Below are 14,879 nucleotides of genomic sequence, written 5' to 3'. Positions count from 1 at the left end.
TACTTCTACATCATTGTTTATGATGTAGAAGCTTTTGTAACTTTATATCTTCTTGCGAAGAGAAAGAATTTTTTCTATATCACCTTTTAAATCTATCTCCAGAAAGAATTTAAGACTTTCATAATCCCAGGCATCCTCATCAATGTTACCATCAAAAAAGAAGTGTATTATTGCATTGTTGAGTCCTATGTAATAATCGCGAGTATCTTCGTCAAGGAAACAATCTACTGATTCGATGTATCCGTTACCAAATTCCTGCTCCAAATTTAAAGGATGATTAGTGTTAATAAAATCTATTTCGTTCATTATATACCTCACTAAAAATTAAATTATAATCAAAATAAGATATTAAGTCAAGATATTGAATAATTTAACAAGATTAGTAAATTTTAAAATACAGAGCTGACTGTAATTAACATTCTAATTACATATTTTGTTAATATGTTAATGTTATAATAATACAGAGCCTTATCTTAATTCTTGACTTTGTCCTATAAAATTCATACTTTATTTACTGTTTATAATTCAGATTAAAATGGCATTAAATCCGCTGGAACAGTTTAAAGTATATACGGTAATAGAGTTACCTAGGTTATTTGGGTATGACGTAAGCTTTACCAATTCATCTCTTTTCACGATGATTTCGGTGATATTGGTGATACTCTTTTTGCTTTTTGGAATAAAGAAGGGGGCAGTAATACCAGGATATTTGCAAGCTGCAGTTGAGTATGTATATGATTTTGTTATTTCAATAATAGAAAATAACACTGGAAGCAAAGGCTTGCAGCACATTCCATTGATATTTACAGTGTTTATTTTCATTTTATCGTGTAATTTAGTTGGTGTTCTTCCTTATAGTTTCACGGTCACAAGTCATGTGATAGTCACCTTCGCTTTATCGATGGTGGTTTTTATTTATATAACGATTGTTGGATTTAAAGAAAGGGGAGTAGAATTTTTACGCATATTGCTACCAAAAGGAACTCCTTCGTGGCTTGCACCTATAATAATTATTATTAAGTTGTTTGCTTATTTAGTAAGGCCGGTTAGCCTATCAATAAGGCTTGCAGCAAATATGATTGCTGGTCATACAATCATCAAAGTGATAGCAGGGTTTATTGTAAATATGAACATATTTTTCACTCCTGCGCCGTTTTTGTTCATAATTGCATTGATAGGATTTGAAGTATTTGTTGCAATTTTACAAGCTTATATATTTACTATATTAACATGTGTATATTTGTCAGATGCAGTAAAGTAATTGACTTCCTTGTAGAATATTTTACAATTATATTATAAAGAAATAATTAAAGGTAATATATGGATTTAGTAGCTTTAAAATTTATAGCAATTGGTTTAGCTGTGTTTGGAATGCTCGGTGCTGGTTTAGGTATAGCTAATATCTTCTCTGCTATGTTAAATGGGATTGCGAGAAACCCTGAATCAGAAGGTAAAATGAAAAGTTATGTTTATATTGGTGCTGCCATGGTTGAAATCATGGGATTGCTTGCGTTTGTACTTGCAATGTTATTAATATTTGCTGCTTAACAGATGCCACAGCTTGATGTTTCAACCTTCTTTTCTCAAGTTTTTTGGTTTTTAATTTTTTTCTCTTCACTTTTTTTCGTAGTAAGTTGTTTATTTTTGCCAAAGTTAGATGAAATAATAAGCACTAGAAGTAAAGAAGTATTGGATTCTTTTAATAGTTCTGTTCATCTTTTAAGACTCACGGAAGATCAGGTTGCCAAGTATAATGCCGCTTTAAACCAAGCTAGAATACAGGCAAAAAAAATCATAGATGATGCACTTGCTCAGGTAGAAGAAATGAGAGCTAATGTTAAGAATATATTAGAAGAGGAAGATAAAAAAAAGAGCAAGCTTATTGAAAAAAAAGTGGCAGAATTTAAATCTGAATATACTGATCAGTTAAAACAAATGGCTACTAGTATTGCTTTAATTTATTATACTAAATTGACTAATTCTGAAATTGAAGAGGAATTTATTGCTGACTTGGTGTCCAAAGAATTTTAGGGGTTTTTATGTCTACATCACTGATTATCGGTCTTGCCTTCTTGGTAAGTTTTGTCCTTTCGTATAAATTGCTAAAGAAAGTGATAAAAAATGCGCTTAACAATAAGCGTAACAAAAGCAAATTTTCAAGTGAAGAAACTGAAAAATTCAGGAAAGATATGTTGGAGTATTACAAAAAATCTTCTAAAAAATACAAAGAATTAGATGCAGAAGTTAATAAAATGATGAATGAAGCACTTGATAAAGCTAATAGTATCATTAAGCACAATAGACAGCAGCTAGATCAGACATTAGATGACAATGCCCATTCTAACTTGAAGAAAGTCACTGACCAAGTTGAAAAAGCTCTTGGAGATTTACAGGCTAACACAGCGAATATAGCTGCTGATGCTGTAAAAAAAATAATGCATGAACGTAAAGATGATAAGCGTAGTAGCGAGGTCATATCTTCATTTTCACGTGACTTAAATAAAAAATTGCATTAGGTTCAATGCAACAATTGCCTATACTTCAAGCTGATAATGTAGAAAAAATTAAGTTTGATTCTAGTTTGTGCAAAGAGCCAGAGAAACTTTTTTACTATAAATTTAATATAATTCCTTGGCAAAAATTAAATAATACTACTTTTTTTATGGTTGAAGACACAAGCCGAGATATCAACCGTTGGGTCGAAGCTCATTACGGTATTGACTATGTATTAATAAAAGTGGATAGCGAACAGATTTTAAATCTTCTTAACTCGCACTTTGGTATTTCAGAATTTGCAAGCAACTACTTATATTACAAGAATCCTAATTTTTCAGCTAAAAGCATTAAACTAAGCTCAATATTTTTTGCTTCTTTCTTTATTGTAACTTCAATTTTAACACTAACAGAGAAATATACATATTTTGCTTTGATGTTGATATTTATAATCGGATGTTCTAGTTATTTATTCAAGTTTATAGCTACAATTTTTAACTTATGTGAAACCTCTAATCAAAAAGTGGATTATAGTAAGCTGAATGAAGAAGATTTTCCTATATATACTATTTTATTGCCTGCTTTTAAAGAAAGTGCAGTGATAGAGCAATTGATCGAAAGCATTGAAAGTTTGGATTATCCAAAATCAAAATTAGATGTGAAGCTTCAGGTAGAAAGTGATGACCAAGAAACGCTAGCAGCTATAGAAAAGTACACTTTACCGCAGTATTTTGAAGTAATAAAAGTGCCTCATTCTTTGCCTAGAACAAAAGCCAAGTCATGCAATTATGCTATGAGCTTTGCTAGAGGAAAGTATGCAGTAATATATGATGCGGACGATAAACCAGACCCATTGCAGTTAAAAAAAGCACTGATTGAATTTAATAAGGGCGACGATAAGTTAGCCTGTGTACAGGCGAAATTAAATTACTATAATTGTGATTGTAATTTTCTCACAAAATCCTTTTCTCTGGAGTATATGAACTGGTTTCAATACTTATTGCCTGGATTCCAAAAAATGAACATGCCAATGCCTTTGGGTGGTAGCAGTAATCATTTTTCAGTAAAAATTCTAAGAAAAATGTTTTTCTGGGATGCTTATAGTGTTACCGAAGATGCTGACCTCGGTTTGAGACTTGCGCAAATGGGATATAAAACCAGGATGATTGACTCAGAAACATTGGAAGAGTCACCAATTGCTGTATTTGCTTGGATTAAGCAAAGAGCGCGCTGGATCAAAGGCTATATGCAAACTTATATTGTTCATTTAAAAAATATAAAGTCTCTTTATAAACACACTGGATTTAAGGGAATTTTGCTATTGAATCTTTTTGTTGGCTCTGCAGCTTTTATATTTTTTACTACTCCATTTTTACTGCTTTCATTGATATTAACTAAAGTTTTAAATGAATTATTTTTGTACTACTTTGTAGTGGTATACGTTACTAACCTGATTCTTTTGGTAATAGCTGTCAAACAGCAAAAGATGCCTTTTTATTTTTATATAGTATCGATATTTTTTCCGGTCTATAGTCTGCTACATAGTGTTGCAGCTTTTCTTGCCTTGTGGGAATTTATTCTTTACCCTGAGCGATGGAACAAAACTCAGCATGGTTTATGGAAGCAAAACCTGTAGCTATTTGGCTTTTTCTCTGCTCGGTCATGGTAATTCTCATGGTAGGGATTGGTGGATTTACCAGACTTTCAAAAGCAGGATTGTCAATCACGGAGTGGAAACCAATTACTGGAACATTACCACCACTGAGTGAACAAGACTGGCTACAAGAAAAATTAAAATACGAAGCTACACCTGAATATAAAGCACTTAACTATGGTATTAGTATGGAGGAGTTTCGCGCTATATACTTAATAGAATATATACACAGATTGGTTGCAAGACTAACAGGTTTAGTTTTTGTCCTGCCATTTATATATTTCATATTAAGAAGAAAAATATCTAAAAAGGTAGTAATAAAGCTATTTGTGGCATTATTATTTGGAGCTTTACAAGCTTTTGCTGGTTGGTATATGGTTAAAAGTGGTTTAGTAACTGAACCTCATGTTAGCCACTATAGGCTTGCACTTCACTTATTATTAGCATTAATTATCTTTGCATTATTGTCATATCAATTTTTTGATTACCAAATATGGATCCCAGTGTTACGTACACAACTATACGAACATTGCAGTATAAGAGTAATTTTCACCAAGAAAGATGTCATCCCAGTGCCTAGACACTGGGATCCAGAAAACTTAACTTTAAATAAGTGGCTGCATAGTAAAAGCTGGATTCCAGTGTCAGCTACTTTCATGACACCATTTGCTGTGCAATTTATTTTCAAAAGTAAGCGTTCGTACAGTTGTGTGTCAGCTACTCGGATGACAGGATTTCAATCTACTAACAGTAGTATATATTACACAATACTTATTCTGATTCTAATTGTAATACAAATAATTTTCGGCGCATTTGTTGCGGGATTAAATGCTGGTTTGATTTACAATACCTTTCCACTAATGGACGGACAAGTCGTTCCAGAAGATTTATTTTTCTTACAGCCTATATGGCTGAATATCTTTGAGAACAGAGCGACAGTGCAATTTATACATCGAGCACTGGCATTGCTAATACTAACTTTGGTAGTAATACTCACAGTAAAAAATGCTAGCGTAAAACCGGTATATATTATGCTGCTCTCCATCATCATTCAGATAATTTTAGGAGTGGTTACTCTTTTGTTACACATACCAATAGCCATTGCCATAGCTCATCAAGTGTTTTCATTTATCTTATTTGGGTCAAGTTTGTACTTCTTGTGTTATTTAAGAAAGCAGACTACATCACCGATCTGCACATTTTTTCCTTCTTGAACGGGAATATTTTTTATCACCATTGCTGCTTCAGCACATATGATATTTTCCATTTTCATTGCCTCCACCACAAATAAAGGTTGTCCTATTTCCACCTGATCTCCTACATTTACGTGTAATTTAACTAATAAGCCAGATATTGGGGATTTTACAACATCTACTGAAATCTCTTCTGTTTCATTATTTAGCATTAACTTACTTAATTCAGCTACATGAGGTTTTAATATACAACACTCAGCTTTCATACCTGCATGTCTTATGAAGTACTTGCTGCCTTGTCTTTCTATTTTAAGTGCTATATTGGTATCGTCATTAATTGTGATATATAGCAATCTATAACTTGATTTCCACTTGCCTATAACGGAGTATTTATTGTGATTATATACCGTTATTAATATATTATCTTGGTATTTTGCATTTACGGAGTACTCATTGTCATTTATATTCACTATGAATAAATCTCTTGCACGGTCACCTGCCATCCGAGTAGCTGATACTGGTGCCCCTTCTTTTTTACTAGATTCCAGTGTCACGCACTGGAATGACACCTGAGATGTTTCATTCACTGCTTTATGATGGTACCTTTCTTCATTTTCCAAATGAACATATAACGCAGTGAAAATAAATATTTTAATATACTCCTCTGTAACAAAATCGCCGTGAAACCCACTAGGGTAATGATCTGGAATGAATCTCGTATGGAGCTTTGCTGCGATAAAATTTGGGTGATGGAAGATGGATTCTAGAAATTCTATATTATTTGTTACTCCTTCTATATAGCATTCAGACAATGCTTTTTGCATTCTGCTGATCGCTTCTACTCTATCTTTTCCATATGTTATCACTTTGGCAATCATCGAATCATAGAACATGCTAATTTCTGAACCTGCAGCAACTCCATCATCTATTCTTACATAATCATTTTCACCCGGTTTATCGTAATATTTTATTCTTCCGCTGGAAGGGAAAAATTTCTTCGATGGGTCTTCAGCGCAAATTCTACTTTCTATTGCAGAACCAGTAAGTTTAATATCATCCTGATTGAATCTCAATTTCTCTCCACAGGAAGTTCTAATCATTTCTTCTACTATGTCTATTCCAGTTATAAATTCTGTTACTGGATGCTCAACTTGCAATCTCGTATTTACCTCAAGAAAATAGAAGTTTTGGTCTTTATCTACAACAAACTCAACAGTGCCTGCTGAAAAATAGCCAACTTGCTTTGCCAGAGAAACACATTGAACATACATTTTTTGTCTTACTTCTTCACTAATGAATGGACTTGGCGTTTCTTCTATTATTTTCTGATTATTCCTTTGTATCGAGCATTCTCTTTCTCCAAGACAAACTATATTGCCATATTTATCTGCTATGATTTGTATTTCAATATGTCTTGGCAACTCTATATATTTCTCTATAAAGATACTGCCATCCTTAAAACTTTTCTCTGCTTCATTTGTGGCTGATGTAAATGCTAGTTCAATTTCTTTTTTGGAGTTTACAATTCGCATTCCTTTGCCACCACCGCCTGATGCAGCTTTAAGCATAACGGGAAAACCGATCTCTTCAGCAACTTGAGCTGCATGGGCAGCATCGCTGATCTTACCCATATATCCTGGCACTACATTCACTCCAGCTTTTTTTGCCGCTTCTTTTGCTGTTATTTTGTTGGCTGTAACTTCTATTGTTTCTGCACTGGGACCTATGAAATCTATATTGTGTTTTTGCAAAGCACGTGGAAAATCTGGATTTTCTGCTAAAAAACCATAGCCAGGATGAACTGCCTCAGCACCTGTTTCAACTGCTACTTCACATATTTTTTCAATGTTTAAATAACTGAGGCAAGATGGCGAAGGGCCGATATATCTTGACTCATCTGCTTGTCTTACATGCACAGAATTTACATCTGCATCCGAATATATGCATACACAAGATATACCCATCCTACGAGCAGTTCTGATAATCCTGCAGGCAATCTCTCCTCTGTTTGCTATTAAAATCTTACTGTACTTCTTTTCCGTCATCGTATGAGTATACTTTCTTAAGTTGAGAAAGTAAATTATTGCCTGCAAGTAATTTTTAGCTTCATGCTACAGCTAAATCACTATTTAAAAGTTGCATAACATCAGGATCTGTCACTATAGTACTTTCATCATACAAGCCGTATATCCCGTTACATGCCTTAAACAACAAACATGTAGATCCTCCAGAAGCTATTGTAGCTACTGAAGCTAGTGCAAGAGATTGAGAAACCAAAAATAAAAAGTACAAGGATAAACATAAGGCAGCAATACACGCTATAGCTCCTATTATGTATAAGCACAAATGAAATTTGCTATTACATATAAAACCGCCCTTTATACCTGCAATTTGCTTAGCTTCTTCCCGTTCTGCAGCATTTAAAAAATAAAGAGGAGCTACCGCTACTCTCCCATGAAGAATGCAGCTTTTATCACAGAGTGCTTCTTTAATATATCTCTTATTATCCTTAAGTTTCTCTTTTAATCTTTCTGATTCTTTCCAATTTTTAGCTTCTTCTGCTTTTTTAACCTTACTCTTAGTACCTTCTTCCAAATTTCTCATAATCTCTTTGAGTGCAGGTAGCAGAATTTCTTGACTTGCTGCTATATGAAATGGGTTCCCATTTTCATCAAGCCTATGCTTAGCTGCATAAGCAACATTCTCTGTGCAAATTCTGACAAATTCATCTTTATTTCTTGCTTTTGCAACTTCAAATAAGTCAGCCATAACATACCTCGCTATATTTAACCAACACTAAATTATACAACATAACTTACGAAAAACAAGTAGATTTTATCTCTCAGAATAAATAAATTCCACATTGTTACAAGCATAAATTTTAGCTATCATCATTTACATTACTGTAATAGACAAATATGCCAGACGTAGTCACTAGATTCGCTCCATCACCAACAGGGTTTTTGCACATTGGTGGGGCTCGCACTGCGTTATTTAATTGGCTCTATGCAAAGCATCATGGTGGCAAGTTTTTGCTGAGAATTGAAGACACCGACAGAAAACGTTCAACACAAGAAGCAATTGATGCAATTATAGAAGGGCTAAGATGGCTCGGTATGAGCTATGATGGGGAAATAGTATATCAGTCAAAAAGAATAGAGCGGCATAAAGAAGTAGCAAACCTTTTAGTTGAGAAGGGTAGGGCGTATCACTGTTATTGCCCTGAGGATGAAGTTGCAGAAAAGAAAATAAAAGCAAGAGAAGAGGGCAAGATATACAAGCATAAATGTACTACAAAACCTCCTTCTTGTCATCCAAGTAGCCGATACTGGAAAAATATGTGGTCACGCGCTGGAATGACATCGGGTGTGAGGTCAGTTGTCCGCTTTAAAGTGCCAGATTCGCAAGAGATCGTTATTGATGATAAAATATACGGCCAAATTAAAGTAAATAGCAACCAGCTTGATGATATAGTGATCTTACGCTCTGACAACACTCCAACATATATTTTTGCTGTCGTAATTGACGATCATGATGCTGGAATAACTGATATAATACGCGGTTCTGACCATCTCACTAATACCTTTAAACATCTGCTAATATACCAGGCTCTTGATTTTGACATTCCACGCTTTGCACATGTGCCGCTTATCCATGGGGAAGATGGGAATAAGCTATCCAAAAGGCATGGTGCCACAAGCGTTTGCGATTATGAAAAGATGGGAATATTGCCAAAAGCGATGCGTAATTACTTGCTGAGACTTGGCTGGAGTCACGGCAACGATGAAATTATTAGCGATGAGCAAGCAATAGAGTGGTTTAATTTAGAAAGTATTGGTCGTTCACCTGCACGGCTCGATTTCAAAAAGCTGGAGCATTTGAATAACCACTATATTAGTAATATGAGCAATGAAGATATTCTGGCTCTAATACTTGGAGAAAATACTCTAACTGACAAAAAAAAGAACTATTTATTACAGGGGCTAACGGAACTAAAAAAAAGAGCAAATTACCTGGCTGAACTGCTGGATTTAGCACAGTTTTATATAAGAGATCCGCCACTTGATTTAAGTGAAGAGGCTGAGCAAATTGTCAAATCTAACCTCAATATAATTAAGTTACTCGCATCATTTCTGTCAAAGATCGGTGATGAAAATTGGAATAAGGGTTTTTTATCTTCTCAGATCAAGGAATGTGCAAAATTGCACGATATGAAAATAAGCGATGTATACCACTCATTACGCGCCCCTATAACTGGAGTAATGGATGCACCTGGAATCATTGATATCATGGTGATTCTTGGTAAAGATGAGTGTATAAGAAGGTTACAAGCAATTTAAATGAAATAAGAAAATTTCTTGACAAGCTTTGCCAGCCCCTTTATCATGACAGTGAAGCTATTGTATTTGCTTTCGCCAATCTGCAGATTAAAAGGTAAGGATTACTTAATGTATCGGCGTCTTATGTTTAATTTTTTGCAGTATATAGATACTGTATGTCTTTACAAAACTTCATCTACATCTAGATTTTTATCTAAATAAGCTGAACGCGCTTATAAAGCGTTACAAGACATCAAAAAATGCCAATACTCGACAAAGATAGTAAAAGACTAGCTAACTCGGGGATTCTTTGTCTTTTTTTCTGCTTGGTAAATTTCTTAAACATTTGCAGCGTAGGTTAGTTGCAATTAAAAGCAGCTGAATTTCGCTTGTCAAGCGTTTAAAACATAAAAAACGCCAATATTTTAAAGCGGATAATAACCACGGGGCTTCTTTTGCCTTTTTTTTCGTTTGGTAAATTTCTTAATGTTTATAGCTAAACGACAATCGTCATCCCAGCGGGATCTAGAGATACCGCGAATGAATCGCGGTATGACGGTTCGTGGCGGTATGACGGTTCGCGGCGGCATGACAATAAGCTCGTCATCCCGCTACGTGTTAGTGGCTGAGATACTGCGGCGGTATGACGTAGGATTGCTGTCATCCCGCTACTTGTTAGCGCCGCGGCGGCATGACGTCTTAACTATAGAAAACTTGTATAGATTTTTTCTACTTCTGTGATATCATAAGCCTGTAATGATAAAATAAGTAAATATGGATAAGTCAGCGTATGAGATCATAGAACATGAGTATGACGTGGTAGTAGTAGGTGCAGGTGGAGCAGGGCTCAGAGCAACGCTTGGGATGGCTGCAACTAATTTTTCAGTTGCCTGCATTTCTAAAATTTTCCCTACACGAAGTCATACAGTTGCAGCACAAGGCGGAATTAGTGCAGCTTTAGGTAATATCGGTGAAGACGATTGGCGCTGGCATGCATATGACACAATAAAAGGTTCAGACTGGCTTGGTGATCAAGATGCAATAGAATATATGTGTAAAAACGCTGCTAAAGCTGTTATTGAACTTGAAAATTTTGGCGTACCTTTTTCTCGTACAGAAGATGGCAAAATATACCAGCGTTCCTTTGGTGGAATGACAACTCACTTTGGTAAAGGAAAATCAGCGCAGCGCACTTGTGCGGCAGCAGATAAGACTGGGCACGCAATCCTTCACACTCTATATCAGCAGTGTCTTAAATTCAACGCTGAATTTTTTGTTGAATACTTTGTGATTGATTTAATTATGGATAGCGAAACATGCTGCGGAGTTCTTGCTTGGTCGCTATGCGACGGCACATTACATAGATTTCGTGCGCATAGAGTGGTGTTAGCAACAGGTGGATATGGACGTGTTTATTTCTCTGCAACAAGTGCGCATACCTGCACAGGTGATGGTAATGGCATGGTAGTAAGGGCTGGATTACCACTTGAAGATATGGAATTTGTACAATTTCATCCAACAGGAATATATGGCTCAGGGTGCTTGATGACAGAAGGATGCCGTGGTGAAGGGGGGTACCTCGTTAATTCTCAGGGCGAGAAGTTTATGGAACGTTACGCACCAAAAGCAAGAGATTTAGCTTCCCGTGATGTGGTAAGTCGCGCAATAACAATTGAAATTAGAGAGGGAAGGGGGGTTGGACCAAAAAAAGATCATATGTATTTAACTATAGCGCATCTTGATCCGGAAGTAATAAAACTCAGATTGCCGGGCATCAGCGAAACCGCAAGAACTTTTGCTGGAGTTGATGTCACTAAAGATCCAATACCGGTCATTCCGACTGTTCACTATAACATGGGTGGCATTCCAACCAATTATTATGGAGAAGTGATCACGCTGAAGCAAGGTAAGGAAGAAGTGGTAGATGGACTATTTGCAATTGGAGAAGCTGCGTGCGTCTCTGTGCACGGTGCAAATCGACTTGGTTCTAACTCGCTTCTTGATCTTGTGGTTTTTGGCAGAGCTGCAGCGCTCAGAGCAAGAGAGAAACTAAAATCCGGTACACCACATAAAAAATTGCATTCAGACTGCACAGACTGGATAGTAGATAGATTTAATAAAATGCGATTTGCCTCCGGTGGGCTAAAAGTAGCAAAAATACGCGGTGAAATGCAGAACACTATGCAAAAATACGCATCAGTTTTCCGTGTTGCTGAAGTTTTAGAAGAAGGCAAAAAAGCTATAAAAAAGGTAGCAAAAATGATGCCTGATATTTCACTTGAGGATCGCAGTATGATGTGGAATAGTGATTTAGTTGAAGCACTGGAGCTTGCTAACATGATCCCACAAGCGGTTATTACCATGGAATGCGCAGCTAATCGCGAGGAAAGCAGAGGTGCCCATGCTCGTGAAGACTTTCCTGAACGTGATGACAAAAACTGGATGAAGCACACTATAGCGTGGCTTGAAGAAAAGAAAGGGCAAATTAACGTAAAAATTGATTATAAAAAAGTGGCTGAAAAAACTCTGAGCGGTGAGATTGATTTCATAGCGCCAGAGAAGAGGGTTTACTAGTTACACTATCCCTACACAATTTTTCAACGAGTTTTATTGATATGGCACTCATTTTAGTGTCTGGAGGACTCTCAGTATGCTCTGATTGATTTGATGATTTTTGCACCTCTTGCTCTTCTAAATCGTTGGACTTATTTTCTATATCTTTAACAGAGTTATTGCATTGTGTATCATTTTTTGGTGCATTATCTTGAAGTGTAAGTTGCTTTTCTTCAGTAAACTTTCCTTTAATTTTTCCAAATCCTTCATAAATATTTTCTAAATTCAAGTAAATAAGATAACAAACTCCAATAACTGCTATAATAGATGAGGCAGTTGCAATTGTAATAATTCCTTGAGAAGCACTGAATATTGCTGCACAGGCTAAAGCAGCAAATACAAGCGTTGTCACTGCTTTACAAGCAACATTATTGATGTACTTCACAATATCGCGTGCTTTTAACTTCCTGCCAAAGTTGCACTTCAGTTCAGTTCTCATATCATCTGGAATAAGCGCTCTACCCATTGATTTCTCTATTCCTTTTATAGTTTTATAATACTCTTTGCTCCATAATCTTTCGGGTAGTATTAACTGCTTTGGGTCAACACCATTTTGCAATAATTTTACACAGAACTTGATCGTGTTATCACGGCTCTTAGGATTGACCAAATTATGTTTATCTTTTGTCGTCTTAGTAATTAGCGCTACTTGTAGTGGTGTGCGTTCTTTTTCGTTAGCGGCGTTTGCAGCTTTACTAAATTTCTCTTTTTCCACCGAATTTAAAATCAACTCTAAACATGTAACTTTTTGTTCTCCTTTGAATGAAGCAATATAGTGCAGAGCATTTTTTTCATCTTTATCTTGCACAGTAATATCTGCACCATTTTGTAGAAATAACTCTAAGGTTTTATACCTGCCAGTATCCTTAAATTCTTTTTTTATTACATTCTTTATTTTATTTTTCAATGAAGGTTCTTTACTCTTTTCTTGTATGCGCTGGAGTACCTGATGGAGCGGTGTTTGCCCTTCCTTGTTAGTAGTATTTACAGCATCATCTTTATTTGAAATCAACTCTAAACATGTAACTTTTTGTTCTCCTTTTAGTAAAGCAATATAGTGCAGAGCATTTTTTCCATCTTTATCTTGCACAGTAATATCTGCACCGTTTTTTAGCAATAGTTCTAGGGTTTCATACCTTTTAGTTTTTTCAAATTTCTTAAGTGATCGGTTCTCACTCTTCTCTTGTATGCGCTGGAGTATCTGATGGAGCGGTGTTTGCCCTTCTTTTTTATCATTTACAGCTTTTATAAATTGTTCTTTTTGGCCTGTTTCTAGCAATATATTGAGAAGTTTAAGTTTTTGTTTTGTTTCAGGTTTAACAATCAAGTGTAAAGCATTGTTACCATCTGTGTCTTTAAGGCTAATATCCGCACCTTTTTCCAATAGTTCTTTAAAAAGTTTTTTATCACTATTTTTAATTACTGGATGTAATAGATAATTATCATTACTATCTGGAGTATTTATGGTATGTGCTACAATTTCTTTAACTTTTGCTTCTGTCTTGATTTTTATTTCCTGCTTTAGCTCAGCCTTTTTAGCTAATTTCTTTAAAAATTTACAATAGTATTCATTTTGCCCCTTAGACAATTTTTTTAAGCTTTCCTCAGGTAATTCTAACTGATCATGGCTGGCTCCATGCTCTAACAATTTTGTAAGAAACTTAAGTGTGTTATCGTTATCTTGGATTGTGTGAGACTCATGTTTTTCTTTTGTTATCTTGTTAATTAGTGCCACCTGAAGAGGGGTCTGATTTTCACTATTAATGAGTTGTGCTAGATCTTTCTTGGTGACCGTTTTTATTAGAATACCTAGAAACTTGCGTTTCTGTTTCTTTTCCAACGATACGATAAGGTGTAAAATATTGTTTCCTTTTTCATCTTTTATGCTGCTAATATCCGTACAATCTTTTAGATATTTTTCAAATTTCCTGTTATTTCCATTTTTGATCGCTTTTAGTAATAGAGCATTGCTATTTGTTATTTCGTTGCTTTTCTCTACTTCTTGATCTTCATTTGCTGTATTAGGGTTACTGATTGAATGTTTCTCATAATCATCACCAGCATCGCTACTGTAGTCACTTTCAATTCCACTGTCCCTACGATCATTTTGGTTACAATATTTGCTATTATAAGTAATTTCTGAAATTGCTTGCTTTACTCGCTCTTTTGTTTCATTTGATATTTTTTTCGATCGTTCTATTGCTTTATCTAGCACTGGAAGAAAGCATTGGACATAATACCTATAATATTTTTCTTGTTCTCTAAGTGATTCTTCTAATTTAGTTAATACTTCAGGACTAGCATCTTTTTCAAATAACCTTTTACACTTCTTGAGGGTTCCATCTTGACCTCTTGGTTTTTCACGCTTGTGTTCTTCTTTTTTTACCTTTCTCTCTATAGTGCAGTGCAATTGCTCGTCTTTTCTATCCTGCTCTTGCTTTTTATTTTTATCTATGCATTCACCTAATTTATCTGCATTAGTAGTTAGTGCAGTTATATCTATACCCATACTAAAACCTCAATATTAAAAGCTATTTAAGTTGTCAGCACTAAACTAACAACCAAGAAGTTTGACTTTTAAATTGAGCTAAACGTTGTATATGTGAT

12 protein-coding genes are annotated in these 14,879 nt (G+C 35.2%); 8 read left to right on the top strand and 4 right to left on the bottom strand.

What is annotated here, in order from left to right; all coding sequences use genetic code 11:
- Positions 1–42 precede the first annotated feature (42 nt).
- Positions 43–306, bottom strand: a complete 264-nt coding sequence (locus AAGD66_RS01380) for a hypothetical protein (RefSeq protein WP_010962582.1) — start codon at positions 304–306, stop codon at positions 43–45.
- Between the two features lie 229 nt (positions 307–535).
- Between AAGD66_RS01380 and AAGD66_RS01375 the strand changes: the two genes are divergently transcribed.
- Genes AAGD66_RS01375 through AAGD66_RS01350 form a run of 6 tightly spaced genes read left to right on the top strand, consistent with a single transcriptional unit; the run spans position 536 to position 5,361 of the window.
- Complete coding sequence (locus AAGD66_RS01375) at positions 536–1,261, top strand: F0F1 ATP synthase subunit A (protein ID WP_155968396.1); 726 nt, start codon at positions 536–538, stop codon at positions 1,259–1,261.
- 59 nt (positions 1,262–1,320) lie between these two features.
- Positions 1,321–1,548 carry a F0F1 ATP synthase subunit C gene (locus AAGD66_RS01370; RefSeq protein ID WP_006014985.1) on the top strand — a complete coding sequence of 76 codons (228 nt, stop codon included), beginning with the start codon at positions 1,321–1,323 and terminating at the stop codon, positions 1,546–1,548.
- A 3-nt stretch (positions 1,549–1,551) separates the two neighbouring features.
- Entirely contained in the window at positions 1,552–2,031 is a 480-nt protein-coding gene (locus AAGD66_RS01365; RefSeq protein WP_065094794.1) for a hypothetical protein, read from the top strand.
- An 8-nt stretch (positions 2,032–2,039) separates the two neighbouring features.
- Entirely contained in the window at positions 2,040–2,516 is a 477-nt protein-coding gene (locus AAGD66_RS01360; RefSeq protein WP_065094793.1) for a hypothetical protein, read from the top strand.
- A gap of 14 nt (positions 2,517–2,530) precedes the next feature.
- A complete protein-coding gene (locus tag AAGD66_RS01355) occupies positions 2,531–4,129 on the top strand; it encodes a glycosyltransferase family 2 protein (RefSeq protein WP_319803554.1) in 1,599 nt (532 codons plus the stop codon).
- Complete coding sequence (locus AAGD66_RS01350) at positions 4,087–5,361, top strand: COX15/CtaA family protein (RefSeq protein WP_264724184.1); 1,275 nt, start codon at positions 4,087–4,089, stop codon at positions 5,359–5,361. Before AAGD66_RS01355 ends, AAGD66_RS01350 begins: the two co-directional genes overlap by 43 nt.
- On the opposite strand, the gene AAGD66_RS01345 is transcribed toward AAGD66_RS01350, so the two are convergent.
- Together AAGD66_RS01345 and AAGD66_RS01340 are read right to left on the bottom strand one after the other, a co-directional pair.
- Positions 5,310–7,385, bottom strand: coding sequence for an acetyl-CoA carboxylase biotin carboxylase subunit (locus AAGD66_RS01345; protein ID WP_264724183.1), 2,076 nt, complete (start codon positions 7,383–7,385; stop codon positions 5,310–5,312). The two genes, AAGD66_RS01350 and AAGD66_RS01345, sit on opposite strands and share 52 nt — an antisense overlap.
- A gap of 61 nt (positions 7,386–7,446) precedes the next feature.
- On the bottom strand, positions 7,447–8,109 hold the full coding sequence (locus AAGD66_RS01340; RefSeq protein WP_264724182.1) for an ankyrin repeat domain-containing protein: 663 nt from the start codon (positions 8,107–8,109) through the stop codon (positions 7,447–7,449).
- 149 nt (positions 8,110–8,258) lie between these two features.
- Between AAGD66_RS01340 and gltX the strand changes: the two genes are divergently transcribed.
- Together gltX and sdhA are read left to right on the top strand one after the other, a co-directional pair.
- Entirely contained in the window at positions 8,259–9,680 is a 1,422-nt protein-coding gene (gltX, locus tag AAGD66_RS01335; protein WP_264724180.1) for a glutamate--tRNA ligase, read from the top strand.
- A gap of 753 nt (positions 9,681–10,433) precedes the next feature.
- Positions 10,434–12,233, top strand: a complete 1,800-nt coding sequence (sdhA, locus tag AAGD66_RS01330) for a succinate dehydrogenase flavoprotein subunit (RefSeq protein WP_341814494.1) — start codon at positions 10,434–10,436, stop codon at positions 12,231–12,233.
- Here sdhA and AAGD66_RS01325 read toward each other — a convergent pair.
- Positions 12,205–14,781 carry an ankyrin repeat domain-containing protein gene (locus tag AAGD66_RS01325; RefSeq protein ID WP_264724178.1) on the bottom strand — a complete coding sequence of 859 codons (2,577 nt, stop codon included), beginning with the start codon at positions 14,779–14,781 and terminating at the stop codon, positions 12,205–12,207. The two genes, sdhA and AAGD66_RS01325, sit on opposite strands and share 29 nt — an antisense overlap.
- Positions 14,782–14,879 lie beyond the last annotated feature (98 nt).

The organism is Wolbachia endosymbiont (group A) of Dendrolimus pini (genome assembly GCF_964026835.1).
Lineage (GTDB): Bacteria > Pseudomonadota > Alphaproteobacteria > Rickettsiales > Anaplasmataceae > Wolbachia > Wolbachia pipientis.
Note: the sequence above shows the minus strand (reverse complement) of the source record. Positions and strands in the feature narration are given on the sequence as shown.